26 protein-coding genes are annotated in these 24,737 nt (G+C 76.6%); 16 read left to right on the top strand and 10 right to left on the bottom strand.

Going from position 1 to position 24,737, the window contains the following annotated elements:
* Positions 1–63: 63 nt before the first annotated feature.
* Positions 64–2,049 (bottom strand): alpha/beta-hydrolase family protein, encoded by a 1,986-nt coding sequence (locus ACI79V_RS06070; RefSeq protein ID WP_456887518.1) that lies wholly within the window; start codon positions 2,047–2,049, stop codon positions 64–66.
* 105 nt (positions 2,050–2,154) lie between these two features.
* On the opposite strand from ACI79V_RS06070, the gene ACI79V_RS06065 reads away from it, so the two are divergent.
* The 4 genes from ACI79V_RS06065 to ACI79V_RS06050 all read left to right on the top strand — a co-directional run bounded on the left by ACI79V_RS06065 (position 2,155) and on the right by ACI79V_RS06050 (position 6,811).
* Positions 2,155–3,888: an alpha/beta hydrolase gene (locus tag ACI79V_RS06065; protein WP_456887517.1), complete on the top strand. Its 1,734-nt coding sequence runs from the start codon at positions 2,155–2,157 to the stop codon at positions 3,886–3,888.
* A 12-nt stretch (positions 3,889–3,900) separates the two neighbouring features.
* Positions 3,901–4,617, top strand: coding sequence for a CPBP family intramembrane glutamic endopeptidase (locus ACI79V_RS06060; protein WP_456887516.1), 717 nt, complete (start codon positions 3,901–3,903; stop codon positions 4,615–4,617).
* A gap of 113 nt (positions 4,618–4,730) precedes the next feature.
* Complete coding sequence (locus ACI79V_RS06055) at positions 4,731–5,018, top strand: three-helix bundle dimerization domain-containing protein (RefSeq protein ID WP_456887515.1); 288 nt, start codon at positions 4,731–4,733, stop codon at positions 5,016–5,018.
* A complete protein-coding gene (locus ACI79V_RS06050) occupies positions 5,015–6,811 on the top strand; it encodes a SulP family inorganic anion transporter (RefSeq protein ID WP_456887514.1) in 1,797 nt (598 codons plus the stop codon). Before ACI79V_RS06055 ends, ACI79V_RS06050 begins: the two co-directional genes overlap by 4 nt.
* A 17-nt stretch (positions 6,812–6,828) precedes the next feature.
* Here ACI79V_RS06050 and ACI79V_RS06045 read toward each other — a convergent pair whose 3' ends face one another.
* Together ACI79V_RS06045 and ACI79V_RS06040 are read right to left on the bottom strand one after the other, a co-directional pair.
* On the bottom strand, positions 6,829–8,220 hold the full coding sequence (locus ACI79V_RS06045; protein ID WP_456887513.1) for a diacylglycerol/lipid kinase family protein: 1,392 nt from the start codon (positions 8,218–8,220) through the stop codon (positions 6,829–6,831).
* 103 nt (positions 8,221–8,323) lie between these two features.
* The gene (locus ACI79V_RS06040; protein ID WP_456887512.1) at positions 8,324–9,298 is read right to left on the bottom strand and encodes an AraC family transcriptional regulator; all 975 of its coding nucleotides are present in this window, start codon (positions 9,296–9,298) and stop codon (positions 8,324–8,326) included.
* 223 nt (positions 9,299–9,521) lie between these two features.
* Between ACI79V_RS06040 and ACI79V_RS06035 the strand changes: the two genes are divergently transcribed.
* The 4 genes from ACI79V_RS06035 (at position 9,522) to ACI79V_RS06020 (ending at position 11,829) form a co-directional block, all read left to right on the top strand.
* Positions 9,522–9,857: a LuxR C-terminal-related transcriptional regulator gene (locus ACI79V_RS06035; protein ID WP_456887511.1), complete on the top strand. Its 336-nt coding sequence runs from the start codon at positions 9,522–9,524 to the stop codon at positions 9,855–9,857.
* A 426-nt stretch (positions 9,858–10,283) separates the two neighbouring features.
* Positions 10,284–10,610, top strand: coding sequence for an STAS domain-containing protein (locus ACI79V_RS06030; protein ID WP_456887510.1), 327 nt, complete (start codon positions 10,284–10,286; stop codon positions 10,608–10,610).
* Positions 10,611–10,813: 203 nt separating this feature from the next.
* Positions 10,814–11,068 carry a hypothetical protein gene (locus tag ACI79V_RS06025; RefSeq protein WP_456887687.1) on the top strand — a complete coding sequence of 85 codons (255 nt, stop codon included), beginning with the start codon at positions 10,814–10,816 and terminating at the stop codon, positions 11,066–11,068.
* Positions 10,966–11,829, top strand: coding sequence for a cation:proton antiporter domain-containing protein (locus ACI79V_RS06020; RefSeq protein ID WP_456887684.1), 864 nt, complete (start codon positions 10,966–10,968; stop codon positions 11,827–11,829). Before ACI79V_RS06025 ends, ACI79V_RS06020 begins: the two co-directional genes overlap by 103 nt.
* 22 nt (positions 11,830–11,851) lie before the next feature.
* Here the strand turns inward: ACI79V_RS06020 and ACI79V_RS06015 are convergent, their stop codons facing one another.
* From ACI79V_RS06015 to ACI79V_RS06000, 4 genes are all read right to left on the bottom strand, one after another.
* Positions 11,852–12,490 (bottom strand): hypothetical protein, encoded by a 639-nt coding sequence (locus ACI79V_RS06015; protein WP_456887509.1) that lies wholly within the window; start codon positions 12,488–12,490, stop codon positions 11,852–11,854.
* Positions 12,491–12,556: 66 nt separating this feature from the next.
* Entirely contained in the window at positions 12,557–12,811 is a 255-nt protein-coding gene (locus ACI79V_RS06010) for a hypothetical protein (protein ID WP_456877549.1), read from the bottom strand.
* A 126-nt stretch (positions 12,812–12,937) separates the two neighbouring features.
* Entirely contained in the window at positions 12,938–13,438 is a 501-nt protein-coding gene (locus ACI79V_RS06005) for an RDD family protein (RefSeq protein ID WP_456887508.1), read from the bottom strand.
* Positions 13,435–14,463, bottom strand: a complete 1,029-nt coding sequence (locus ACI79V_RS06000; protein ID WP_456887507.1) for a hypothetical protein — start codon at positions 14,461–14,463, stop codon at positions 13,435–13,437. Before ACI79V_RS06000 ends, ACI79V_RS06005 begins: the two co-directional genes overlap by 4 nt.
* Positions 14,464–14,849: 386 nt before the next feature.
* Between ACI79V_RS06000 and ACI79V_RS05995 the strand changes: the two genes are divergently transcribed.
* The 4 genes from ACI79V_RS05995 to ACI79V_RS05980 all read left to right on the top strand — a co-directional run bounded on the left by ACI79V_RS05995 (position 14,850) and on the right by ACI79V_RS05980 (position 19,386).
* Positions 14,850–17,534, top strand: a complete 2,685-nt coding sequence (locus ACI79V_RS05995) for a LuxR C-terminal-related transcriptional regulator (protein WP_456887506.1) — start codon at positions 14,850–14,852, stop codon at positions 17,532–17,534.
* 181 nt (positions 17,535–17,715) lie between these two features.
* On the top strand, positions 17,716–18,060 hold the full coding sequence (locus tag ACI79V_RS05990) for a hypothetical protein (protein WP_456887505.1): 345 nt from the start codon (positions 17,716–17,718) through the stop codon (positions 18,058–18,060).
* A gap of 166 nt (positions 18,061–18,226) precedes the next feature.
* Positions 18,227–18,670 (top strand): DUF7144 family membrane protein, encoded by a 444-nt coding sequence (locus tag ACI79V_RS05985; protein WP_456877554.1) that lies wholly within the window; start codon positions 18,227–18,229, stop codon positions 18,668–18,670.
* 200 nt (positions 18,671–18,870) lie between these two features.
* Positions 18,871–19,386 carry a DUF6325 family protein gene (locus tag ACI79V_RS05980; protein ID WP_456887504.1) on the top strand — a complete coding sequence of 172 codons (516 nt, stop codon included), beginning with the start codon at positions 18,871–18,873 and terminating at the stop codon, positions 19,384–19,386.
* Positions 19,387–19,818: 432 nt separating this feature from the next.
* Here the strand turns inward: ACI79V_RS05980 and ACI79V_RS05975 are convergent, their stop codons facing one another.
* Positions 19,819–20,226 (bottom strand): SHOCT domain-containing protein, encoded by a 408-nt coding sequence (locus ACI79V_RS05975; RefSeq protein WP_456887503.1) that lies wholly within the window; start codon positions 20,224–20,226, stop codon positions 19,819–19,821.
* Positions 20,227–20,554: 328 nt separating this feature from the next.
* On the opposite strand from ACI79V_RS05975, the gene ACI79V_RS05970 reads away from it, so the two are divergent.
* From ACI79V_RS05970 to ACI79V_RS05960, 3 genes are all read left to right on the top strand, one after another.
* Entirely contained in the window at positions 20,555–20,758 is a 204-nt protein-coding gene (locus ACI79V_RS05970) for a hypothetical protein (protein WP_456887502.1), read from the top strand.
* A 96-nt stretch (positions 20,759–20,854) separates the two neighbouring features.
* Complete coding sequence (locus ACI79V_RS05965; protein ID WP_456887501.1) at positions 20,855–21,277, top strand: PLDc N-terminal domain-containing protein; 423 nt, start codon at positions 20,855–20,857, stop codon at positions 21,275–21,277.
* A 76-nt stretch (positions 21,278–21,353) separates the two neighbouring features.
* A complete protein-coding gene (locus ACI79V_RS05960) occupies positions 21,354–22,952 on the top strand; it encodes an SHOCT domain-containing protein (protein ID WP_456887500.1) in 1,599 nt (532 codons plus the stop codon).
* 9 nt (positions 22,953–22,961) lie between these two features.
* Here the strand turns inward: ACI79V_RS05960 and ACI79V_RS05955 are convergent, their stop codons facing one another.
* Both ACI79V_RS05955 and ACI79V_RS05950 read right to left on the bottom strand, forming a co-directional pair.
* The gene (locus ACI79V_RS05955; protein ID WP_456887499.1) at positions 22,962–23,531 is read right to left on the bottom strand and encodes a potassium channel family protein; all 570 of its coding nucleotides are present in this window, start codon (positions 23,529–23,531) and stop codon (positions 22,962–22,964) included.
* A 57-nt stretch (positions 23,532–23,588) separates the two neighbouring features.
* Positions 23,589–24,035 carry a hypothetical protein gene (locus tag ACI79V_RS05950; RefSeq protein WP_456887498.1) on the bottom strand — a complete coding sequence of 149 codons (447 nt, stop codon included), beginning with the start codon at positions 24,033–24,035 and terminating at the stop codon, positions 23,589–23,591.
* 113 nt (positions 24,036–24,148) lie between these two features.
* Between ACI79V_RS05950 and ACI79V_RS05945 the strand changes: the two genes are divergently transcribed.
* Positions 24,149–24,733 (top strand): HdeD family acid-resistance protein, encoded by a 585-nt coding sequence (locus tag ACI79V_RS05945; RefSeq protein ID WP_456877705.1) that lies wholly within the window; start codon positions 24,149–24,151, stop codon positions 24,731–24,733.
* The last annotated feature ends 4 nt before the right edge of the window (positions 24,734–24,737 follow it).

Genomic DNA, 24,737 nt, shown 5'->3' with positions numbered 1-24,737 from the left:
GCCCGCAGCCTCCCCGGGCCGGCCCGGCGGGACACCGTCCGCTGCGGAGGATGTGGGGAGCGGTCAGCCGACCGCGCCGGGGACGACGGCGAACAGCCGCTCGCGCACGGACTCGCGGACCTGCAGCACCTCCTCGACGCGGGCGAGCTGCTCCGGGGAGGCGGGCAACCCGTACACGTCGCGGAGGAACCGGGGCAGGTCCGCCCGGTAGTCGTGCTGCCAGGCCCCGAACGGCCCCGAGGTCTGCGCGTTCTTCATGTCGACCAGGCTCTGGAAGAAGGTCGTCAGCGGGCGCCACCGCATGGCCGGGGGGATGCCGCGGGGGCTCGCGCCGGCGACCGGCTCCGGCTTCGGCCGGGAGGGGCCCAGCCACTCGGGCGGGTACCAGAGCAGGTCGGGGCCGAACTTCGTCACCCCGTCGTTGTCGTGGCTGACCAGCACGAAGCGCGGCGGTGCGCCGCGCTCCCCGGCCCGGGCGGCGTACTGGTCGTGGTCGTTGACGACGGCGACGGCGGCGGGGTCGACGTCGAGGCGGTCCCCGCGGGTGACCTCGCGCATCCACCCGCTGCCGTACGGGGTCCCGATCCACAGCGCCCGGTCGATGCCCATGGCGTCGAGGCCCAGCGTCCCCCAGTGCAGGAACACGTCCTGGCTGGTGTGGGCGCCGAGGCTCTCGCCGAAGACCGCCACGCGCGGGCGGGGGCCGGGCCGGTCCCGGAGCCGCTGCAGCACCCGCAGCCACAGCAGCCGGTTCTGCTCCCGGGCCGCGGGCACCATGCCGAGGGACAGCGGTGACGGGCGGCGCGAGTACTGCAGGGTCACCGTGGCGACGTCGCCGAGCGCGAGGTACTGCAGCGCCGCGACGGCGACGTAGTTGACGTAGCCGGTCCCGGTCGGCGAGACGAGGACCAGCAGCGACCGGTCGAGCGCACCGGTCCGCTCCAGCTCGGCCATCGCGAGGTCCACCCGGGCCCGCGGGGTCGGCGCGTTGTCCAGCCCGACGTACACCTGCACGGGAGCGGCGCGCGGGGGCGTGCCCATCACGGTCTCGATCGACAGGTCCGGCACGCCGGCCGGGAGGTCGGGCACCGGCCGCGGGCGGACCGACGCCAGGGCGTGCAGCCGGCCGTCGCGCCCCATCCCCTCCCAGACGACGAGGCTGCCGGGACCCCCGCTGACCGTCGGCGGCACCCACCGGTCGCCCTCACCGGGCTCGAACACCGGGACGTCGACCGACGTCCGCGCCTCGATCCGCCGCATCGCCCGGTGCCAGACCGCGGAGACGCCGGCCCCCAACCCGGCGAGGGCGACCGCGTGGCCGGCGAGCCGCCAGAGGCCGGGCGGCCCGGGCAGCACCGCGGCCAGCCGGCGGGCCGCGAGGTCGGACAGCGCGTGCTCGGCGTAGCCGACGCCGGCGAGGCACCCGACGACCCCCGCGGCGACGCCGAGGGACGACAGGCGCGGGGGAGCGTCGGCCCCGCCGGTCCGCTCGGCCTGCTCGCCCGCGCGCAACCGGTCCACGACGTAGGCGGTGCCCAGGCCGACCGGCACCGCGAGCGGGACGGCGGCGAGGCGGCCGTGCAGCCGCAGGCGGTCGTCGAGCGCCCGCGTCCCCGCCTGGGCGCCGCCCAGCAGCGCGCCGCCGAGGCCGGTCGCGCCCAGCCGCCAGGCCGCCTGGCGGACGATGCCGCGGAGCGGGTCCTCGGCGCGCGGCGGGAACGCCCGCAGCGCCGCCAGGCCGAGGGGCACGGCCGCGCAGTCGGCCGCGATCGTGGCGGCCCGCCGCGCGGACGGCGGTGCCGCCCCGCCGACGGCGACCCGGACGGCGCTCTCCAGCGCCTCCTGCGTCCCGACCGTGAGCAGGTGGTGCAGGCCCGTGCCCAGCCCGGTCACCAGCCCCTGGTCCACCGCGCTGCGCGGGGAGAGGGAGGGGGCGAAGGTGCCGGGGGCCATCGCCGCGGCCACGACCAGCCCGACGTCGAGCGCGGTGCTCGTGCCGGGAGACCGTCCGCGGCTGTGCCGTCCCGGTCGGGGTCGCGTGCGTCCCATGCGCGGATGGTGCGCCGGGCGGGGCGGCTGCGGTTCATCCTCCGCGTAGGAGTCCGGCCGCCCGGACGGCCCCTAGGGTCGGTCGCCGGACGAGCGGAGCGCGGCATGACGGCGGAACCGACGGCGAGGCCCGCACGGGCCGGGGCGCCGACCGTTCCGCCGCCGCGCGACGAGCCGGCACCGGACCGGGACGTCCCCCGGCGCAGGCGCCTGCGCCCCTCCTGGCCGCGCTACACCTGGAGCGGCACGGTCGGTGCCCTGCTGTTCGGCTGCAGTGCGCTGACGCCGTCGCTGCTGCCCCGGGGCTGGGTGCTGCAGGGGCTGGTCGCCGGCATCACCGCGGCCATCGGTTACGGCGTGGGCGTCACGGCGGCCTGGTTCGTCGCCGAGGTCACCGAGCGCCGGCTCTCGGCCGGTGCCCGGCGCCGCGCGTGGCGGGTGCTCGCCGTCGCGGGCCCGCTGCTGTGCCTGGTCGCGCTGTGGCTCGGCGCGGGGTGGCAGCGGGACGTGCACCGGCTGGTGGGCCTCGACCCGCCGGAGGGCTGGTCGGCGATCGGCGTCGTCGTCGTGGCGGTGCTGCTGTTCGCCCTGCTGGTCGCCGTCGCCCGCGGGATCCGGGCACTGGCCCGCTGGCTCGTCCGGACCCTCGGCCGCCTCCTGCCCCGGCGCATCGCCCGTCCGCTCGGCGTCGCCGCGGTCACCGTGCTGGTGGTCTTCCTGCTCAACGGCGTGCTGTTCCAGGGCCTGGTCGAGGCGATGAACTCCGCGTTCAGCGTCCGGGACGACGGCACGGAGGAGGGCGCGGTGGAGCCGACCGCGCCGGAGCGGTCGGGCAGCCCGGACTCCCTCGTGGAGTGGGAGGACCTGGGCCTGCAGGGCCGCAACTTCACCGGCACCGGGCCGACCCCGGAGGAGCTGCGGGCCTTCTCGGGCCGCCCGGCCGAGCAGCCGGTGCGCGCCTACGTCGGGCTGGCGTCGGCCGAGGACGCCGACGACCGCGCGGCGCTCGCCGTCCGCGAGCTGGAGCGGGCCGGCGGGTTGGACCGCGCCGTCCTCGTGGTGGTGACGACCACCGGGACCGGCTGGGTGGACCCGGCTGCCAGTGCCGCGCTGGAGTACGAGTTCAACGGCGACACCGCGATGGTCGCGGTGCAGTACTCCTACCTGCCCAGCTGGCTGTCCTTCCTCGTCGACCAGGCGAAGGCGCGGGACGCGGGCCGGGCGCTGTTCGACGCGGTGTACGGCGCCTGGGCGCAGCTGCCCGAGCGCAGCCGGCCGCAGCTGTACGTCTTCGGGGAGAGTCTGGGCACCTTCGGCGGTGAGGCGGCCTTCAGCGGGATCGCCGACGTCCGCAACCGCACCGACGGCGTGCTGTGGGCCGGGCCGCCGAACTTCAACGAGCTGTGGCGGGGGCTGGTCGCGGACCGGGAGGCCGGTTCGCCGGAGTGGCTGCCCGTCTACGACGAGGGCCGCACCGTGCGCTTCGCCGACGAGTCGCCGGACCTCTCCGGGCCGCCGGGGCCGTGGGAGGAACCGCGGGTGGTCTACCTGCAGAACGCCTCCGACCCGATCGTCTGGTGGTCGCCGCGGCTGCTCCTCGACCGCCCGGACTGGCTGGAGGGGGAGCGCGGTCCCGACGTCTCCGACGACGTGGTGTGGCTGCCGTTCGTCACCTTCTGGCAGGTCACCGCGGACATGGCGTTCTCGACCGGCGTCCCCGACGGCCACGGCCACAAGTACCAGGCCGACTACGTCGACGCCTGGGCGGAGGTCGCGCGGCCGCCCGGCTGGACCGACGCCGACACCGACCGGTTGCGGTCCCTGGTCGGCGGTGGCTGACCGGGGGGCGGGGTGACCACCTCCGCCGGGCGGCGCGGGCGGCACCGCCTGGTCTCCGGCGCGCTCGTGCTCGTGCTCGCCGCCGTCAACGTCGTCGACCACACGGTCCACCCGCCCTGGTGGGTGCGCGCCCTGACGGGTGTGGGCCTGGTCGCCTGGGCCCGCCTCGAGGGGCTGACCTGGTCGCAGCTGGGACTGGGCCGGGACCGCCTCGGGGCGGGGTGCCGGTGGGCGCTGGGCGCGATCGGCCTCGTCGCCGGGGTCTACGTGGTCGGCGTGCTGTTGCCGCTCACCCGGCCGGCGTTCATGGACGTCCGGTACGACCTGCCACCGCTCGAGGCGCTGCACAAGGCGTTCGTGACCATCCCGCTCGGCACCGTGGTGCTCGAGGAGCTCGCCTTCCGGTCCGTCCTCTGGGGCGTCCTCGCGCGGCACCTGCGCCCGTGGCAGGTCCTGGTCACGACGTCGGTGCTCTTCGGGTTCTGGCACGTCATCCCGGCGCTGCGCGTCGGCGAGACCAACCGCGGGGTGTCGGAGGCGGTCGGCGGGTCCGGCAGCGCCGCCCTGGTCCTCGGGACGGTCGCGCTCACGACGGTCGGGGGACTGGTCTTCGGTGAGATGCGCCGCCGCAGCGGCAGCGTGCTGGCCGCCGCCGGGGCGCACTGGGCGACCAACGCCCTGGGCGTGCTGTTCGGGCTGGTGGCGTGGCGCCTGGACCGGCAGGGGTGACCCGCTCGTCATCCGCGACGGATGAGGTCCGGTACCCGGGGCGCCCGCCACACTCGGGCCGCCTGCCAGGGGACCACCACCTGCCAGGGGACCACGGTGCTAGGAGGCCCGAGATGACGGTGACCGCCGCGGTGGTCGTCGCGGGGGACGACGGTCCGGCCGGCGGCCCGGTGCCGACCGGCGACCCGTTCGTCGAGGCCCTGGTCGAACGGCTGCACGCCGAGTACGGCGTGGACCGGCAGGAGATCCGCTCCTCGGCGCTCGAGGTGCTCGCGACCTTCGCCGGGGCCCCCGTGCAGGCGTTCGTCCCGATCCTGGTGGAGAAGCGGCTGCGCGCGACGTACCGGGCCCGGCGGGACGAGCGGAGGACGGCGCTCCCCGCCGGCCGACCCCTCCCGTGAGCCGGGCCCCGCGCCTGGTGCCGCCCGGGGCCCAGGCGCTCCGCGGGTACCACCGTCCCTGGCTGGCGAAGGACCTCCTGGCCGGGGTGGTGCTCACCGCGCTGCTCGTGCCGCAGGGCATGGCCTACGCGGAGCTCGCCGGACTGCCGCCGATCACCGGCCTGTACACCTCGATCACCTGCCTGCTCGCCTACGCCGTGTTCGGACCGTCGCGGATCCTGGTGCTCGGCCCGGACTCCTCCCTCGGCCCGATGATCGCCGCCACGGTGCTGCCGCTCGTGGTCGCCGGCGGGGACCCGGAGCGGGCCGTGGCGCTGGCCTCGGTGCTCGCGCTCCTGGTGGCCGCGATCATGCTCGCGGCGGCGTGGGCGGGGCTGGGCTTCGTGGCCGACCTGCTGTCGAAGCCCACGATGATCGGCTACCTGAACGGGCTGGCGCTCACCATCCTGGTCGGCCAGCTGCCCAAGCTCCTCGGCTTCTCCGTCGACGCCGACGGGCTGGTCGGGGAGGCCACCGGCTTCGTGGCGGGCGTCGCCGGCGGGGAGGTCGTGCCGGCCGCGGCGGCGGTCGGGATCGGCGGCGTCCTGGTGGTCCTCGGGCTCCAGCGCTGGCTGCCCAAGGTGCCCGCCGTCCTCGTGATGGTGGTCCTGGCGATCGGCGCCACGACGGTCTTCGACCTCGGGGCCCGTGGCGTGGGCCTGGTCGGCGAGCTGCCGCAGGGCTTCCCGCCGCTGACCGTGCCGAGCGTCGGCTGGTCGGACCTGGGCCCGCTGGTGGCCGGTGCGTTCGCGATCGCCCTGGTGGCGCTGGCGGACACCATCTCGACCGCGTCGGCGTTCGCGGAGCGCACCGGGCAGGAGGTCCGGGGGAACGCGGAGATGGCCGGCATCGGCGCGGCGAACCTCGCCGCCGGGCTGTTCCAGGGGTTCCCGGTCAGCACCAGCGCGTCCCGGACGGCCGTGGCCGAGCGCGCCGGCGCCCGTTCCCAGCTGACCGGGGTCACCGGGGCCGTGCTCATCCTGCTGATGATCCTGCTGCTGCCGGGCCTGTTCCGGAACCTGCCCGACGCCGCCCTGGCCGCGGTCGTCGTCACCGCCGCGCTCTCGCTGGCCGACCTCCCGGCCGCTGCCCGGCTGTGGCACCAGCGCCGGGTCGAGTTCAGCCTGTCGGTCGCCGCGTTCGCCGGGGTGGCGCTGCTCGGGGTGCTGCCCGGTATCGCGATCGCGGTCGGCCTGTCGATCCTGAACGTCTTCCGCCGTGCCTGGCGGCCCTACTCGACGACCCTCGGCCGCGTGGACTCCGTGCGGGGCTACCACGACGTCCGCTCCTACCCGGACGCGCAGATGCTCCCCGGGCTGGTCGTCCTCCGCTTCGACGCCCCGCTGTTCTTCGCCAACGCCAAGACCTTCCGCGACGCGGTCCTGGCGCTCGCGCGCAGCGAGCCGGCGCCCCGGTGGATCGTCGTCGCCGCCGAGCCGGTCACCGACGTTGACACCACCGCCGCCGACGTGCTCTTCGACCTCGACCGCCTGCTGGACCGGCGCGGGCAGACGCTGGTCTTCGCCGAGCTCAAGGACCCGGTGCGGGCCAAGATCGAGCGCTACGGGCTCACGCAGGAGATCGAGCCGAAGCACTTCTTCCCGACCGTCGGCGCCGCGGTGGAGGCCTTCCGCGTGCGGACGGGAGCGCGCTGGCCCGACGAGCCGGCTCCCGCGCCCGGTCCCGCGGTGCTGCCGGAGCCGGCGACCCCGCTGCCGTCACCGGCCACCCCGGCCGGCGAGCACCGCACCTGACCGGCAGTCCGCGGGCGTCAGGCGTCCGTGGTCGTGGACGTGGTCGTGGACGTGGCCGGACGCTCCGAGGCCGTCGCCGCCGGGCGGGAGACGCGCTCCGCGCTCATCCCCGGGACCGGCCGGCCGGCCGCGAGGGCCCACAGCGCCGCCCAGGTCAGGCGTGCCTGCGGCGGCTTCACCCCGGGCCGGTCGCGGGGGAGCCGGACCCGGAGGACGCCGGGACGGATCGTGCACCGGACCGGGGTCGTCACCCGCACCGTCTCGCCGTCGATGCCGACCGGGACCTCGGCGACGTCCGCGGTGACCACGACCTCGGGGGACTCGACCACCCGCAGCCCCTCCCGGTGGGCGCCGTTCAGCAGGCCGATCGCCTGCCGCGTGCTGTCCACCCGGACCGCGATCACCCCGAGCACCCCGCGGTCCAGCCTCGGCCGGCGCCCGCTCCCGACGAGGTCGGACCCGGCGTAGGGGTTGTTGCTCACCAGCAGGGCCTGCGGCGCGTCCAGCGTGAGGTCACCGGCCTGCGCCACGAGGTGGGCGCCGCGCCGGCGGGCCAGCAGGTCCGGGAGGGCGTCGAGGGTGGTCCGGCGCTTGTCGTCCCGGTAGGCCGGGTTCTCCACGATCTCCGCGTACGCACCGAAGGAGGCGTTGTTCACGAACGTGCGGCCGTTGACGTCGCCGAGGTCGATGCGGGCCTCCACGCCGTCGCGCAGGCCGTCGAGGCACCGCGCGGGGTCGTTCCGGTCCAGCCCCAGGTCCAGCGCGAAGTGGTTGCGGGTGCCGGCGCTCACGACGAGGAACGGCACGTCGTGCTCGGCCGCGACCTGGGCGACGAGCGCCTGCGTGCCGTCCCCGCCGGCCACGCCGAGCAGGTCCGCGCCGCGAGCCAGGGCCGCCCGGGCCAGCTCCTGGACGTCGGTGCCGGGCCGGTCCAGCAGGGCCACCTCGGCGCCGAGCTCCTCGGCCAACTCCCGCAACCGGAAGCGACCGACCTTGCCCCCGCCGGACCGCGGGTTCATGACCAGGAACGGCTGCCGGGGCGCCGGCACCTCGGTGACCTCCATCGTCCAGCGGGACCGGTCGGGGCGCAGCGCCGCCCGCCCGGCCCACACCGCGGCGGCGAACAGCGCGGCGGCGACGAGGGCCACCCAGAGCAGCCGGTCGGCCACGAAGGCGACGAGCACCGCCAGGGGTGCGGCCAGGGCGAGGGCCAGCGCCAGCCAGCGCAGGGGGCCGCGTTGCAGGAGGAACCAGAAGACGGCGGCCACGAGGACGACGACCGACGCGGCCGTCATCAGCACGAGCCACAGGCCGCGGCGGCCGGCGAACGCGAGCAGGACGACGAAGGCGGCGACGACCAGCGCGAGAGCGGTCCGGGCCCACCACCGGCGGGCGACCAACGAGTCCACGGCACACCTCCCAGGGGGCTCCCCGGCGTCCCGGGTCCCGTCCGGGGAGCCTGGCCGCCCCGAGAGGCCGGGGCATCACCCGCCGCGGACGGGTCTGCCCCGCTCAGCCGCCCCCGCTCCGCGTCGTCCTCCGCCACTCCGTGGGACTCGTGCCGAACTGCGCGCGGAACCACCGGGAGAACGCGCTGGGGGCGGTGAAGCCCAGCAGCCGGGACACCTCGGTCAGCGACAGGTCCTCGTTCGGGAGGTAGCGCTCGGCCAGTCGTGCCCTCGTGGCGCCCAGGACGGAGGAGAAGGTGTCGCCCTGCCGGGCCAGGTGGCGCTGCAGGTCCCGGGGACCGAGGCCGAGGAGCCGGCCCGTCCGCGTCAGCGACTGGCCCCCGAGCGGCAGCAGCAGCTCCACGGCCTCCGCCACGTCCGTCGGGCCGGGGGGCGACGCGGGGGTCTCGGGGGCCACGACCGTCCGGAGGAACTGCCGGGCGTACGGCCGCAGCGAGGGATCGGACGTGACCACGCGGGCACCGAGGTCCCGCGCCGGGAACACCAGGCCGGTGAACGGGCGGGCGAAGAGCACGCGGGGACCGAAGAGCCGGTACCACGGTCCCGCGTCCGGGGGCGCGGGGTGGGCGAAGACGGCCGACGTGGGGTCCCAGCCGTCGCCCACGAGCGTCCGGATGATCCCCACGAGCGCCCCCACGGCCAGGTCGAGCGCCTCGTCGCGCGGGGCGGGCTCACCGAGCTCGAGCCAGACCTCGATCATCGCCTCGTCGCGGTCCTCCCGCAGGCGCAGGTGGAGTGCCTCGTTGTAGGCCCGCTCGTACCGCACCAGGAGGTCCACGGCGCTGCGCAGGTCGGGCTCCTCGCGGAGCACGACGCCCAGGGGGCCGAGGGTGCCGAGAGTGCGGACCCGTGCCATGCGCAGGCCGAAGTCCGGGCAGCCCGCCTGCCGTGCGGACACCTCGAGGAGCCGGGCCACGGGCGCGGCTGCGATCCAGCGGTCGGGCACGTCGAGGTCGGCGAGGTCCAGGCCGACCTGTGCGGCGAGGAGCGCGGCGTCCAGCCCCACCGAACGGGCCACGTCCGCATAGCCGGTGAGCGTGTTGGTCCGAACGCGAGGAAGCATCACGGTCCCCTGTGCGATGCGCGAGAAGGTAAGGGCTCCGTCGCGATCGGTAAAGCGGGTCGGTCGGCTCCTTCCTAGTCTCGCCCCACGTCCGGCCACCACCTGTTCTCCACCGTCCCGGCGCCGGCGACCGTGACGGCGGCCGGGCCCGGACGCCGGTGACCCCTGAGAGGGCGAGATGACCGGTGACCACGCGCCCGTCCGCACCGTCTCCTCGGCGGTCGCGCTGCCGACGCCCCGCCGCCCGCCGCTGGAGCCGGCTGCCGGTCCGGTGGAGCCGGCCAGTGGCGCCCCGCGTCCCGGCCCGGCGCTGCTCCTGAGCCGCCGTGACCTCGACCTGCTCGCGTGCCTGGCACGGGGGAGGTCGACGGCCCAGATCGCAGCCGTCCTCTCCGTGTCGAGCAACACCGCCCGGACGAGGATCCGGCGGGTGCAGGGCAAGCTCGACGTCGCCGACCGGGCGGCGGCCGTACGGGCGGCCCGTGACCTCGGCGTCCTGGCGGACCGTCGCTGACGCGGTCCCCTGCTGACCGGCGACCCCACGTCCCGGGTGCCACACTGAGCGCACCCCGCCAGGCGGACGACGGAGGGCCCGCGGGTCCGTGGTGCGCTCGCCTGGCGGGGCCCGGCGTCCGGGTCCGGGCCACACGGATCGTCCGCGACGGACGAGGCCCCCGGCGCCCTGCCCCTGCGACGCTGCCCGGGCGCGTCGGCCGTCCCCTCCCCTCGGCGTGCAGAGGAGGCGACGGTGGCATCCGGACCCGACGGGCGGCCCGACGACGGGGTGCCGGCGGTCCTCCGGGCCGGTCCCGACGCCGTCCCGGGGCCGGTCCGTCCGGTCCGGCGCCCGGCCGCTGCCCGCAGGGGAGCACGGCTGCCCGCTGCGGCCTCCGCTGTTCCGTTCCGCTCCCGGTCGGTTCCCGGGTCGCCGGAGTCCGGGGTGCACGTCGACCCGGGGAGCGGTCGCCTGACGCTGACCGGACCCCTGGACGCCCGCGCCGCCCACCTGCTGCACGACGCGGTCTCGGCGTTGCTGGCGGCCCGCCACCCGGCCTGGACCGTCGACGTCGGCGGGGTCACCGGCATCGACGACGCCGGCCTGCGTGCCCTGCTGGGTGCCTACCGGCGGGCGGTCCGGCACGGCTGCCGGGTCGGCCTGCGCGGCGCGTCGCCGGCCCTCCGGGACACGCTGGTCCTGCTGCGCCTGGACCGCCACCTCCTGCCGGGGGAGCGCACGCCGATCGCGGAGGAGCCGGGACCCGGCTGACCGGCGCCACCCGCCGCGCCCGGGATGCCGGGCCGTCCACGACGACGGGGCCGCCCCGCCGGACGCACCGGGAGGTCCCGTGACCGTCGAGGTCGTCGCGATCACCGGCGCGCTCGTCTTCGGGTGGGCTCCTCGCCGCCACCGGCCTGGTCGACGCGGGGTCCGTCCCGGAGTCGCTGGAACCGCTGGTCGAGGTCGCGCCGGTGTGGGTGCTGTTCTCCGACGCCTCCGCCGTCCCGTTCGGCCAGGTCCGCCGCGACCTCGGCCGCTACCTGCGGCTGCTGGCCGTCGGGCTGCTGCTGACCGTGGTGGCCGGCTGGGCGCTGGCGTACGCGCTCGTCCCCGGCCTCGGCACCTGGTCGGCGCTGCTGTCGGGGCGGCGCTGGCGCCGACCGACGCCGCGCTGGGACTGCGGGTCGTCACCGACCCCGCCGTGCCCTCCCGCGTGCGGCAGCTGATCACCGTCGAGAGCGGCCTGAACGACGGCATCGTCACGCCCGTGGTCCTGTTCGCCCTCGCGGGCGCGACCGCGGGGCTCGAGGGCACCAGCGGGTCCTGGCTGGGGGAGGCGCTGCTCCAGCTCGGCGTCGGTGTGGTGGTGGGTGCTGTCGTCGGCCTGGGCGGGGGGTGGCTGCTGCAGGAGGCCCGCCGCCGGGGGTGGGCCGACGGGAGATCCGTCGGGGCCGCGGTGCTGGCCCTGGCGCTCGTGGCCTACTCGGGCGCGCTCGTCGTCGACGGGAACGGCTTCGTCGCCGCGTTCTGCGGCGGGCTGGGTTTCGGCGCGGCGGCGGGCCGGCAGGGCCCGGGCGAGCGGGTCTTCCTCGAGGAGGCCGGCGGACTGGTCTCCCTGCTCGTCTACCTCGCGTTCGGTGCGCTCGCCGTCCCGCTCGTCGTCGACCGGGTCGACCCCGTCGTCGTGGTCTACGCGGTCCTGAGCCTGACGCTGGTGCGCATGGTGCCCGTCGCCCTGGCCTGTGCCGGCGCGGGTCTGGACCGCGACACCGTGCTGTTCGTCGGCTGGCTCGGACCCCGGGGGCTGGCGTCCCTCGTGTTCGCCCTGCTGGCCCTGGAGGAACTGGGGGACGCCGCCGACGAGCCGGTGGCGCTCATCGGCGCGACGGTGCTCCTGAGCGTCCTCGTGCACGGGCTCACCGCGGCCCCGCTGGCGGCGCGGTACCAGCGGGCCCTCACCCGCAGGGGGCTCGACGGTCCGGCGTGAGGGGTCCCGGGGCCGCCGGAGGTCAGGCCTCGACGGCCGAGCCCGCGGTGGCCCGCGCGGACCGGGGGGTCCGGCTGTACCCGAGGTGCTCCAGGGCCTGCTCGTAGCACTCGTGGAGGAGGTGCAGGCGGGCGACCAGCCGGCGCACGTGGTCCGGCGAGCGGGACAGCACCGTCGGCTCGGTCATGGTCTCCCAGAACACCCACGCGAGCTCGCCGCTGCGCCCGGTCCAGTCCCGCGTCACGGGCGGCGAGAGCGGTCCGAGGGCGGCGACGAACCGGCGCGTCACCTCCCGGTGCAGGCGTGCGACCCGCGTCTGGTGCGGGGCCACCACCTCGCGGTGGTACCGGCGCGAGACGCGCCGGGACCACCGCGGTTCCGGCGGCGGGGGCTCGACCGCGAGGCCGATGGCCCGCCCGAGCAGCGGCAACAGGACGGGGCGGTCGGCGTCGGACAGCCTGTCGTTGGCGCCCCGGAGGACGGTGGCCAGCTCACCGTCCACACAGCGGGGCTCGTCGCTGAACCGCTCGCCGGCCAGGAGGGCCGTGTACTCCATGAAGCAGGCGCCGTGCGACGAGTTCCGGTGCCTGCCACGACTCAGCACGGGCATCGCGTCGGGCACCGACAGCGGCACCGTCTCCTCGGGGGCGGTCTCGGACATGGTGGGTGCTCCTCGTGGACGGGCGGCCGGGGCGGTGGACGAGGTCCTGCGGCCGCGGGGGGACGGTCACCACCGCCGGTTGCCCAGCACGGTCGCCTCGTCGGCCAGGTCGCCCCCGACCCGGGGACACCGCAGCAGGGCGGCGTGGCGGTACTCCAGCAGCGCGTTCAGGTGTTCCTCGGTCCGCGTCAGGAGGTCGAGGTTCTCGCGGTTGCCCACTCTCGCCGCGGCAGCCCGCGCTGCCCGGAGGTCGGTCCAGGCCTCGGTGATGAGCCGGTCGAGGAGGGTGAAGCTGTACTGGGGCGGCGCTGGCGCTGTCATGGCGGGACTCCCCGCTGGTGGTCGAGTCGCTGGTCCTTCCCGGGGACCCGAGAGTGGCGGCCACCGGGGCGGCTCGCATCGTCCCCGGCAGATGACACGCGACGGTCCGGCTCCCCGGGAGCGCCGTCAGTCGTAGACCACCGAGGTGCGCACCAGCAGGTCCTGCACCGAGCGGTTCTCCCTGCTCACCAGGACCCACAGGACGCCCGCCGGGAACACCGCGCAGAGGACCGCCCGTGTGCACGCGCGCCCCCAGCCCAGGCGCGCGCCCGCGTCGTCGACCACCCGGAGTCCCAGCAGCCGGCCGCCGTAGGTGGCGCCGACCACGGTCCAGGTGACGGCGAAGTAGCCGGCCAGCAGCGCGAGCCCCGCCACGATGAGGAGGGCGAGGGACGGGGTGGGGAACCGGAAGCTCGTGGGGGCCAGCAGGAACCGGGTCGCCGCGACGACGGCGTAGCCGGCGCCCAGCAGCAGGAGCACGACGGCGGCGTCGACGACGTTGGCCAGGCAGCGGGTGACCACGCCGGCCCGGCGGCCGCGGACCGCCGCCCGCACCGCCGCTCCGTCCCTCACCGGGCGCGGGTCCCCGTGCCACGGGTAGGCCGGGCGCTCCGGGGCGCGGGTCACGGGGCGCTCCCGCGCGCACCGTCCTCCGATGCGCGGGTCGCCGTGCGCCGGCCGTTGCGGCGCAGCAGCCGGTCGACGACCCGCTCGACGGCACGGTCGGCGTCCACGCCCTGGTCGCGCACGCTGCGGACCACCTCTCCCGTGACCGAGCCCGTCGACTCGCGCAGCAGCCCGGGCAGGTCGATCACCTCCACCACGTAGCGCGCCAGCCCGGGGACGTCGGCGCGGGCGATGACCCGGTCGACGTCGACGCGGTCCACGACGGCGTCGAGGTCGACACGGGCGGCGACGGCGTCGACGTCGAGCCGGGCGGCCACCGCGTCGAGGTCCACCCGGTCGACCACGGCATCGAGGTCGACCCGGTCGACCACGCGGGCGACGTCGACCCGGTCGACCACCGCGTCCACGTCCAGCCGGGCGGCGACGGCGTCGAGGTCGACCCGGTCGACCACGCGGGCGACGTCGACCCGGTCCACCACCGCGTCGAGGTCCAGCCGGGCGGCGACGGCGTCCAGGTCGACCCGGTCCAGCACGCGGTCCACGTCGACCCGGTCGACCACGCGGGCGACGTCGACCCGGTCCACCACCGCGTCGAGGTCGAGCCGGGCAGCGATGGCGTCGACGTCGAGCCGGGCGGCCACCGCATCGAGGTCGACCCGGTCCAGCACGGCGTCGAGGTCGACCCGCGCCACCACCGCGTCCACGTCGAGCATCGCGGCCAGCCGGTCGAGGTCCACGAACTCGCGGACGAGGCCGGGGACGTCGAGCCGGGCGAGCACTGCCCGGGTCACGCCGGGGACCAGGTCATCCGCGGCGGCGGCCAGGGCCCGCACCGCGGCGGATGCCGGGCGCACGAGGGCCCGCGGCAGCGTTCCGTGCAGGGCACGACGGGCCAGGCCGCCCCGTGCGGACGGCAGGCGCACCGGCAACCGGGCGAGGACACCGCGCGGGTTCCGCACCGCCGCCTCCGCCGCCCACCTCACCAGCGCGGCCGTGACCGCCAGGACCGCGTGGGCAGCGGCCACCGTGTCCTCCGCGGCGCTGCCGCCGTCCGGCACGGGAACGTCGGACGGCCGACCGTGCGGCCGGCTGCTCCCCGGAGGCGGGTACGCCGGGTTCACGGCCACGCTGGACCGCCGTCAGATGCCCGGCTCATGCGGCCTCCCCGTCCGTCGGAGCCGTCAGCATCGGCCGGGACCCGGTGGGACTCCTCATCCCCTCCGGGTGAGCCGGTCCCCGGGTGGCCGGGGCATCGTCGCCGTCCGACCCGGGTCGAGCGCTGCCGTCCGCGGGGACCTTCGCCCCTGACCAGGAGGAGGAGCGTTCGCGAGGGTGGTGGAGGCGACATCTGGCCACGAGCTCGTTGCGGGGGACGACACGGTCGAGGGGCACCGAGCAGCTGGGGGCGGACATGGCGAGGCTGGCAACGGGTGCTCCGTTCCCCGTGGCGGGACGACCCGGTCCGGCCGGACACCGCGGCCCGGCCCTGCTGGACTCGAAGCTGGCGCCACCCGACCCGGCACACGCGACCGTGCTCCGCCGGCGTCTGCTCGACCTCCTGACGCGACACGTCCAGCGGTCCCCGCTCACCCTCCTCAGCGGCCCCGCGGGATCCGGCAAGACCGTCCTCGCGTCCTCGTGGCGGCAGACCCACGGCGCGGGCCGGCCGGTCGCCTGGGTGACCCTGGACGCGTACGACGACGACCCGGCCACCTTCTGGAGCTACGTCGTCGAGGCCCTGTCCCGGGCCGGCGTGCAGTGGTCCGAGGTCCCGGCCCTGGTCCCGGGGGAGCCGCCCGGCGCCTCGCTCGTCCCCCGCCTGGCCGCGGACGTCGCTGCGTCCCCCCGGCCCGTCGTGCTGGTCCTCGACGACGCCGACCACGTCACGGACCGGTCGGTCACCGCCGGCCTGGACCTGCTCGTCCGGCACGCGGGCAGCCGGCTCCGGCTCGTGGTGTGCGGCCGGGCCGACCCGCTGCTCCCGCTGCACCGGTACCGGCTCGACGGCACCCTGGCGGAGATCCGCGGTGACCAGCTGGCCTTCACCCCGGAGGAGACCCGCGACCTGCTCGCCGCCATGGGTGTCCCGGTGACGGCGGAGGTCGCGCGGGCCCTGTGCGCGGAGGCCGAGGGGTGGGCGGTCGGCCTCCGGCTCGCCGCCGCGCCGCTCAAGCAGGGCGTGCCGCCGGAGCGGCTCATCACGTCGCTGACGCACGACGACGGCAGCGTGGCCCAGTACCTGTTCGCGGAGGTCCTGGAGACCCAGCCGGCCGGCGTCCGGCGCGTCCTGCTGCGCACCAGCGTGACGTCGGAGCTGTGGCCCGACCTCGTGGACAGGCTGTGCGGCCGCCGCAACACCCGCCGCGTCCTCGCCGGGCTGGCGCACGCCAACGCGTTCGTCGAGGAGACCCCGAGCGCCCCGGGCGGCTTCCGCGTCCACCCCCTCTTCCGGGAGATGCTGCAGGCCCAGCTCGGCTACGAGCACCCGGGGGAGCTCGCCGGCCTGCACCGGACGTGCGCCGCGTGGTACGCCGCGGCGGGCCGGGCCCAGGTGGCGGTCGGTCACGCCGTCGCCGCCGAGGACTGGGGCTCCGTCAGCCGTCTCCTCGTCGAGGACCTGCTCGTCACGCGCCTGCTCGTGCACGGGACGGACCCGACGACGCGTGGGCTGGCGTCCCTCCCGCCGGGGCTCGTCGACCCCGAGGCCGCGGTCGTCCGGACGGTCGTGGCCCTCGCCGGCGGCGATGCCCCGTCACCGGCGGACCTCGCCGCGTCGAGGAGGGCGCAGGAGGAGGGCGCCACCCTGCCGTTGCGTCTCTCGGCGGCCCTCGCCTGCCTCACCGCCGACACGCACAGCGGCGTCGAGGCCGCGTCCCTCCTCACCCGGCTCGATGCCACCGGCGCCCTGGTCGCCGAGCTCCCGGACTCCGAGCACCGGGCGCGGACCGAGGGCACGGCGGTGCTGAGCCACCTGCGCGCGCTCGCCGTGCTCCGGACCAACGCCCCCGACCGGGAGCTGGTCGTCGCGCTGCGGGCCGCCGCGGCGGCGGCGAACGCCGCGGGCTCCCGCAGGCTCCGCTGCCGGGCGATCGGCCACCTCGCGCTCCTCGAGGCGCTCGAGGGGCACCTGACCCGGGCCGCCCAGCTCGCCCTGGAGGCCGAGACGCTGGCCGCCGAGGAGGACACCGAGGAGGCCGCGCGCGATGCCGCGGCCGCGACGGCCCTGGCCTGGGTCCACCTCCGCCGGTACGCGCTGGTCGAGTCGCGGGAGTGGCTGGGCAGAGCCCGGGTGCGGGAGCACTCCGCCTCCTCCGGTGCGGCCGGGCCGGGCCCCCTGCAGGCCGTGCTGCAGGGTCAGCACTTCCGGCTGCGGCACGAGTACGACCTGGCCGAGCAGGTGCTGCGACCCCACCTCGCGGGGCCGCCCCTGCCGCGGTGGATCTCCGAGCAGGTGGTCACCGAGCTGGTGCGGCTGGCGGTGGCCCGCGGTCACGTCGAGGACGGGCTCGCCGTGCTCCGGGACAGGGGGCGCGACGAGCCGTGGAGCCGGCGCCTGCAGGCGTCGGTGGGCCTCCTCGGCGGGGTGACGACGGCAGACGTGCCACCGGACGAGGAGTCCTCGCGGGCGCCGGCGGACGTCGTCGAGTCGATGGTCGTCCGCGCCTGCCAGCTGCTCGAGGCAGGCGAGGTGACCGCTGCGGCGGAGGAGCTCGCCGCGGCGCTCGAGCGGGCCCGGCCCGAACTCCTCCGCTGGCCGTTCGTGGACACCCCTCCGCAGGCGCGCCGGCTGCTGCGCACCCATCCCCGGCTGCAGGGCCCCGGCGCGTGGCTCAACCCGTCGAGCGCGGCACAGCCGGCCGGTGGCACGGACGGGGTCCGGTCAGGCGGCCCCGCCGAGGTGGTGCAGGAGCTGAGCCAGCGTGAGCTGGAGGTCCTGCGGTACCTGGCGGAGATGCTCTCCACCGCCGAGATCGCGGCGACGATGTTCATCTCGGTGAACACGGTGCGCACGCACATCCGGAGCATCCTGCGCAAGCTGGGCGTCAGCCGGCGCAACCAGGCCGTCCGGAAGGCGCGCGAGCGCGGACTCCTCTGAGGGGGACACCGGGCCCCTCCGCTGCGGACGATGCGGGCTCCCGCGCTCTCCGGCAGCGTCGGGAGGGACACGACCGACAGGGCCAGACCCCGGCCGCGGGACCCCCGGGCCCGGGCGACCCGGTGAGGCGTTCGAGGAGGCGATGGCGGTGGAGGCAGCGGTCACCCGGTACGAAGTGCGCGTGGGGACGCTCGTGAGCACCGCGACGCTCTCCTCGTTCCGCGTCCCCGTGACACCGATCGCCGTACCGCGCCGGACCGTGTACCGGTTCCGGGTGCCCGCCGACCGGGACCTCTCCGACGTGCTCGACCGGCTGACCGAGGGCCACGTGCAGGTCCTGGAGATCCGCCGGTGCCCGGAACCGCCCGGCCGGCGGCGCGGGCCGGCCCCGGACCGGGGGCAGGAGCCCGTGCCGCACGCCGGGGCGGCCACCCGGTCCGCGGACGGCGTCGTCGTCCCCCTCCGGGTGGTGCACCGGCCCCTCCGGCCGGGACCCGGCACGGCGGAGGAGCCCTCGGCCGGGTGAGCCGGTCCGCCGCCGGTGCGGGCGCCGCCCGCGGGTCATGCGCGGCGGACGATGCCGGGCCGCCGTCCGGGTCCCACGCTGTCGGCGCACGGCATCGGAACCCCGCGCCGACCGGCTCCGGTCCAGGGGCGGCAGGAGCCGGGGGTGGATCTCGGAGGACTGGCACATGACGGACACCTCGCACCGCAACACCACGGAGAGCAGCGCCTCGTACCGCGAGCCCCCGACGGCCTGGGCCGGCTGGGTGGTCTTCGGAGGCGTCATGCTGATCACGGTGGGCGCCTTCCAGGTCGTCCAGGGACTGGTCGCGCTCTTCGACGACGGCTTCTACGCGGTCACCCAGGACGGCCTCGTGGTGGACGTGGACTACAACACCTGGGGCTGGATCCACACGGTGATCGGCGTCGTCGCCATCCTCACCGGGCTGGGACTCCTGGCCGGCAACATGGTGGCCCGTGTCGTCGGCGTCGGGATCGCCCTGCTCAGCGCGCTGGTGAACCTGGCGTTCCTCCCGGCCTACCCGATCTGGTCGACCATCATGATCGCCCTCGACGTCATCGTGATCTACGCGATCATCGTCCACGGGCGGGAGGTCAAGGCCTACCGCTGACCACCCGTCCCCGACGACGGGGAGCCGCACCCGCCCGGTCCACCCCCTCGACCGGGCGGGTGCCGGCGTGCCTGCCCGCGACCCGGGCCGGACGGGGGTGCCGGTCCGGCCGGATCGTCTCCCCCGGGTGACGTGCGCCGCCCGGCCGAGGGGGGACCGTGACGGGTGTCCGCTCCCGTTCCTCGTCCGCTGGGGGAGACATGACCGCAGACCTCGAGCAGCAGGCCGCCGACCTCGACCAGATGGGTCCGGTCGACTACATCGTGGTGGCGTTCCCGACCGACCGCATGACCGGTGAGGCGTTCCCGCTCCTGGTCGACCTCGTCGACCGGGGGGTCATCCGCATCCTCGACCTGGTGTTCCTGCGCAAGGACGAGGACGGGACCGTCACGACGCTCACCCAGGTCGACCTGGACCGCATGCGCGTCCTGGAGGCGGCCCTGTTCGACGGCGCGGCCTCCGGACTGATCGGCCCGGACGACGTCGCCGAGGCCGCCGCCGCGCTCGAGCCCGGCACCGCGGCCGGCGTCCTGGTCTACGAGAACACCTGGGCCACGCCGTTCGCCGCTGCCCTGCGCCGCTCGGGCGGCCGGCTCGTGGCCGCGGGCCACATCCCGGTCCAGGCCCTCGTCGAGGCGCTCGACACCCTCGACGCCGCGGAGCAGGCCTCCGCGGGTGCGGGCAGCCCGCCCGCGCCGGCCGCCCCGGTCGACTGACCGCCGACCCCGGCCACCGCTGGAGCAGCCGGGACCGCCACTCCGGCTCGACGGCGGCCCACTCCGCCTCCCAGGCGCGCTCCCGGCGTCCGGCCACGCGGCACGCGCCGGGACCGCCAGCGCCGGGGCGGCGCCGTAGGCGTCGTCGCGCTCCACCTGGGACGGGGCCTGCTCGAGCAGGACGGCGCGGGTGCGGGAGCGGTCCGCCGCCTCGGCGGCCGCCACCGCCGTGAGGTGGGCCGACGTGGCGGTCGACGCGGCCACGGCGAGCAGCGGGGCGACGAGGAACGACGCGACGACGGCGAGCCGGCCGACGGCCTGCACCCGGTCGGAGGGGCGCCTCAGCGGCCCGGAGCCAAGCACCAGCCGGCGCAGGGACCGGCGGACGAGGGCGTCCAGCCGTGCGGTCATCCCGGTGCGGAGGCGCGGGACTCAGACGAGGACGCGCCGCTCGAGCTGCTCGAACTCCTCCTGGGTGATCGCACCCCGGTCGAGGAGGTCCTCGGCGTGGGCGATCTCGTCGACGCCGCGGAAGCCGGGGGCGGCCACCGACCGGATGTGGGCGTCGGTCCGCTGCCTCGCCTGCTCAGCCTGCCGGGCGTCGCGGTCGGCCATGGCGCGCCCCTGCGTCGTGAGGTACGTGACCGAGCCGATCAGCGGGAGGAGGAGCACGAGGACGATCCAGCCGGCCTTGGCCCACCCCGACAGGTCGTGCCGCCGGAACAGGTCCCCGAAGACCGTGATGACCAGCCAGGAGAAGACCAGCAGCGCGAAGAAGACGACGAACGTCCAGAACAGGTCGACCAGCGGTAGTCGTCGGCCGCCGAGCTCATGGTCCACCTCCGGAGGGCCTGGGGTGCCGCTCAGCATGGGGACCAGCGCGCCGGTGACCATCCCCCCGGCCGGATGAGCGGATCCCGCCGCAGCCCCGGGGGCGGCCGTACCGGTGCCCGTCGAACGACCGCAGCCCGCCTCATCCGGCCGGGAGGAGGTCACCGGAGCCCGGAGAGGGCGAGGCTGCGTGGATCGGATCGGACCTGCCGAGGTCCACGGTCGGGCGTTCCGGCGACCGGGCCGGCCGAGGGCCGTCGGGGGAGGCCCCGGGGAACGGTGTCAGCACCGGTCGGAGGGAGCGAGCGGGATGGAGCGTCGCGTGTACGAACTCCGGGTGCGTGGACCGGTTCCGGCCGAACTCCTCGAGGAGATCGGCGCCGAGGACTTCGGTGAGGAACCGCCGCTGACCATCCTGCGGACCGAGCCGACGGACCAGCCCGGGCTGCACGGCGTGCTGCAACACCTCCGCAGTCTGGGACTGGACCTGCTGGAGGTCCGCACCACGGGGCCGGAGCCGTCGGACACCAGCTCCCCGTGAGCCACGGCGACCCCACTGCGTCACCCCGGCGGGGGGACGAGCACCCGGTCCGCCGACGCGACCGTCGGGGCGGCTGCACCGTCACGAGGAGGACCGATGCCGCTGCTCGACCTGTTCTGGACCTCGCTGATCGTCTTCGGCTGGGTGCTGTGGTTCATGCTCCTGTTCCGCGTCTACGGGGACCTGTTCGGCCGTCACGACATCGGTGGCTGGGCGAAGGCCGGCTGGGTCGCGGTCACCCTGCTCCTGCCGCTGCTCGGGGCGTTCGTCTACCTGGTCGCACAGGGCCGGGGGATGGCCGAGCGGTCGGCCCGTGCCGTCGAGCAGCAGCAGGCCGCGACCGACGCCCACATCCGGTCCGTCGCGGCCGCCGCGGAGGCCGAGCAGCTCGCCGAGGCCCGCGGCCTCCTGCGGAGCGGCGCCCTCACGCCCGACGAGTACCGGCAGATGGTCCCGGCAGGGCGCAGCGGATCCCCGGCGAGGCGCTGGCGGGGCGACCTCACCCCGGGTGAGGGATGAACGGCGGGACCGCCCGGACCACCCTGACGCCCGTCGGCTGGGCGCCGTGCCCCGCCCGCTGCGGGAGGGGAGTGCCATGCGTCGCCTGGTGGCCGGCCTGCTCGTCGTCGTCAGCGCCGTCGCGCTCGTCCTGGCCAGCGTGTCGCTGTGGACGCGCCAGAACGTCGTCGACACCGACGCCTTCGTGGCCAACGTCGAGACGATCGTGGACCTGCCGGAGGTGGAGTCCCGCATCACCGAGCAGGTGACCGAGACCGTGATGGCGCAACCTGCCCTGCAGGACGCCGTCGACGAGGCCGTGGCGGTGCTGCCGGAGCGGTTGCAGCGGTTCGAGCCCACCGTGGAGAGCGGCATCAGCTCCGTGGTCGCCGCCGGGGTGCAGCGCCTGCTGACCAACGACCCGTTCCGCCCGCTCACCACCGCCGCGCTCCGCTCCGCCCAGGAGCAGCTGATCGCCGGGGAACCGGTGGCCTACACCCTCGGGCAGGCCAAGGACCTCGTGCCCGCCTCGGCCCGCGACGGGATCGCCGGCCAGGTGCTGGACCTGCTCCCCGACGACGCCGGCGTGACGCTCCTGAGCCCGGCCGACACCCCGGAGGTCTACTCGGCGATCGACCTGCTCGAGTCGGTGTGGTGGTGGCTCGGCCTCGTCGCGCTGGGCACCCTCGCCGGGGCGCTCGGCGTCTCCCGGTACCGGCGCGGCACGCTGCGGGCCTGGGCGGTGACCACGACCGTGCTCCTCCTGGTGCTGCTGGCCGCCCTGCGGGTGACCCGGGGCGTGCTGCTCCCGCGGGTGCGGGAGGAGAACCGGGACGCCGTCGGAGCGGTCTACGACGTGCTGGCCGGCAGCCTGCGGTCCTGGACGCTGTGGCTGCTGGCCGCCGTCCTGCTGGTGCTCGTGCTGACCCTGGTGTGGGGACGGCTGGGCGTGGTGACCGGTGTGCGCAACGGCGTCCGCGCGGCGCGGACCCAGCTCCAGCGCCGCCGCGAGGCCCAGGCCGCGCGGGCACTCCCGGCCGGGGGAGGGACGCCGGAGCAGGCCGCGGCCACCGGCACCGGGGAGTCCTGGACGCGCCGCGTCGCCGCGTGGACGCGGGCCTTCGCCGACGGCCTGGAGCTGCCCCGGCGCGCCGCCCGCCTCGGCGCCCTCGTCCGCGCCCACCACGGCCCGGCGCGCTGGGCCGGGATCGCGATCGGCGCGGCGGTGCTCCTCTTCTGGCCCGAGCCGACGCTCTCGGTGCTCATCTGGGTCGCCGCGCTCGTCGCCCTCTACCTGGGCGCCCTGGAGTGGCTGCGGAGCCGGGCTCCCGAGCCGGTGCCTGGCGAGCCCGGGGCCGCGCCCGCAGGGGCGCCCGGTGCGCCGCCCGTGCCGTCGGCGGGGGTCTCCTCGGCCGTGCCGGCCCCGCGCTCGGTCGCGACGCCGTCCGCCGGCGGGCGGCCGGACGGCGGGGCGGTCGCCACCCTGGTCGACACGGCGGCGCCTCCCGCGGTCGACACGGTGGCCACCCCGGCGCCCGCCCGGGAGCCGCTCGTGTCGGCCGCGCTGACGCCCGAGGCGCTGTCCGCGCTCAGCGGCCGGCTGGACCTGCTCGTTCGGCTGGGGGAGGCGCGTGACGCCGGCGTCCTCACCGACGAGGAGTTCGGCCGCGAGAAGGGGCGGCTGCTGGGTGTGTGACCGGCCGCGTCAGCGCGGGTCCGGGGCGGCCTGGTCCGCGTGCCGGCGGCGCCGGTCCACCGCGGCGAGGAAGACCCGCAGCACCAGCCCGAGGAAGACCAGGTTGCCGACCATCTGGACCGTGGTGAGGACCCGCGCGGCGTCGCTGACCGGCGCGATGTCCCCGAAGCCGACGGTGGCGAAGACGGTGACCGCGAAGTAGACGCCGTCGACCCGGCTCAGCGGCTCCGTGAACGCACCCGGATCGCTGCTCGAGAGCACGACGTCGGCCGCGGCGAAGAGCAGGAGGTACAGCGGGATGGACACCGCGACCGCCTCCACGGCCTGCAGCGCGGGATAGGAGGACCGCAGGATGGCCCGCACCTGCCAGGCCACGAGGACGCCGACCGCCAGCAGGCCCGCGACCAGTGCCAGCACCAGCCGCGGGCCGAACCGGCCGTCGAGCGGCAGGCCGGCGTAGAGGGCGAGGACGGCGACGACGGTGAGCAGCGTCCGCCCGGCGGCCACGGCGAGGGCCCGCCGGTACGGGGCGCGCGCGGCGGGCGGGGTGTCCAGGCCGGCTCGGGAGGGAGCGTCCACCCGGCGGATGCTGGACCTGCCCGCGCGGGCCGGCGTCATCCGGGCCGGGTGAGGCGTTCAGCAGGCCGAGCTCGTCTCGTCCACGAGGGTGCCGGCCTCCTGGAGGAACGTCGAGACGGCGGAGGCCGCCGCGCCCAGCGTGTCGAGGGAGGGGGCGTCCTGTGCCGCGTCGACGGCGTCCCGGACGGCGTCGGCCTCGGACTGCACGCCGTCGACCGCGTCCCCGTACCCGGCGCGGGCGGCGTCGGCGAACCCCGCCCAGGCGTCCTGCACCGTCGTCCAGGTCTCCGACAGCGCGCCGGTGCCGTCCTGGACCACGTCGACGTCGCGCAGCTGCGCCAGCGACGCCCGGAACTCGTCGGCCGCGGCGCACACGTCAGCGGCCGCGGCGGTCGTCGTCGCGGTCGTCGCCGCGGTCCCCGGTTCCTGGTCCGACGAGCAGGCGGCGAGGCCCACCGCCACGCCCACGCCGACGGTCACCACCGCGGCTCCGTACCTCGACATGACGCGACCGTGCCGGTCGGGCCGGGCCGCTGCGTCATCCACGGCGGATGAGGTCGGCCCGGACCAGGGGCGGCAGGGTCGGTGTCGACCGTCCGGTCCGGGGAGGAGCCGTCATGACCGCGAGCGTCTCCAGCCACTACGCGGGTCCGACCGCGAGCAGGCACACCGGCGTGCGCGTCGTGGTCGGGCTGCTCGGCCTCGCCGCCGTCGTCCTGGGCGTCGTCCTGCTGTTCCAGCCGGTCGCCGCGGCGCGCACCCTCGCGCTGCTGGTCGGGCTGTCCTTCGTCGTCGGCGGCCTGCTCGACATCGCCGTCGCGTGGGCTGCCGCGGAGCGCCACCGCGGGGTCGCGACCGTCGTCGGGGCGATCCTGGTGCTCGGCGGCGTCCTCGCGATCGCGTGGCCGGGCGTCACGCTCTTCGCGCTGGCGCTCATCACCGGGTTGTCGCTCATCGTGCACGGCGCGTCGCGGGTCGGCGTCGCCGTCGTCGACCGCGCCGAGACGCCCGGCTGGGGGTGGGTCGTCCTCGCCGGCGCGGTCAACGTGGTCATCGGCACCCTCGCGATCGCGTGGCCCGAGGCGACCGTGCTCGTCCTGTCCCTGGTGCTCGGCGCGCAGATCGCCGCCTTCGGCGTGCTGCTCCTCGTCGCCGCCTTCTGGCGTCCCGGGGCACCCCGGACCGCCGTGCCGGCGAGCTGACCCG

Source organism: Geodermatophilus sp. SYSU D00700 (genome assembly GCF_054050255.1).
The sequence above is the reverse complement of the archived record's forward strand: the minus strand, read 5'-3'. Positions and strand labels throughout refer to the sequence as shown.

Bases quoted from the DNA above. Each gene is read 5' to 3' on its own strand.
- ACI79V_RS06015 (WP_456887509.1), bottom strand. From the start codon at position 12,490: ATGTCCGAGACCGCCCCCGAGGAGACGGTGCCGCTGTCGGTGCCCGAC.
- ACI79V_RS05960 (WP_456887500.1), top strand. From the start codon at position 21,354: ATGCGTCGCCTGGTGGCCGGCCTGCTCGTCGTCGTCAGCGCCGTCGCG.
- ACI79V_RS06035 (WP_456887511.1), top strand. From the start codon at position 9,522: ATGACCGGTGACCACGCGCCCGTCCGCACCGTCTCCTCGGCGGTCGCG.
- ACI79V_RS06065 (WP_456887517.1), top strand. From the start codon at position 2,155: ATGACGGCGGAACCGACGGCGAGGCCCGCACGGGCCGGGGCGCCGACC.
- ACI79V_RS06055 (WP_456887515.1), top strand. From the start codon at position 4,731: ATGACGGTGACCGCCGCGGTGGTCGTCGCGGGGGACGACGGTCCGGCC.
- ACI79V_RS06010 (WP_456877549.1), bottom strand. From the start codon at position 12,811: ATGACAGCGCCAGCGCCGCCCCAGTACAGCTTCACCCTCCTCGACCGG.
- ACI79V_RS05995 (WP_456887506.1), top strand. From the start codon at position 14,850: ATGGCGAGGCTGGCAACGGGTGCTCCGTTCCCCGTGGCGGGACGACCC.
- ACI79V_RS06070 (WP_456887518.1), bottom strand. From the start codon at position 2,049: ATGGGACGCACGCGACCCCGACCGGGACGGCACAGCCGCGGACGGTCT.
- ACI79V_RS05985 (WP_456877554.1), top strand. From the start codon at position 18,227: ATGACGGACACCTCGCACCGCAACACCACGGAGAGCAGCGCCTCGTAC.
- ACI79V_RS05965 (WP_456887501.1), top strand. From the start codon at position 20,855: ATGCCGCTGCTCGACCTGTTCTGGACCTCGCTGATCGTCTTCGGCTGG.
- ACI79V_RS05980 (WP_456887504.1), top strand. From the start codon at position 18,871: ATGACCGCAGACCTCGAGCAGCAGGCCGCCGACCTCGACCAGATGGGT.
- ACI79V_RS05950 (WP_456887498.1), bottom strand. From the start codon at position 24,035: ATGTCGAGGTACGGAGCCGCGGTGGTGACCGTCGGCGTGGGCGTGGCG.
- ACI79V_RS05945 (WP_456877705.1), top strand. From the start codon at position 24,149: ATGACCGCGAGCGTCTCCAGCCACTACGCGGGTCCGACCGCGAGCAGG.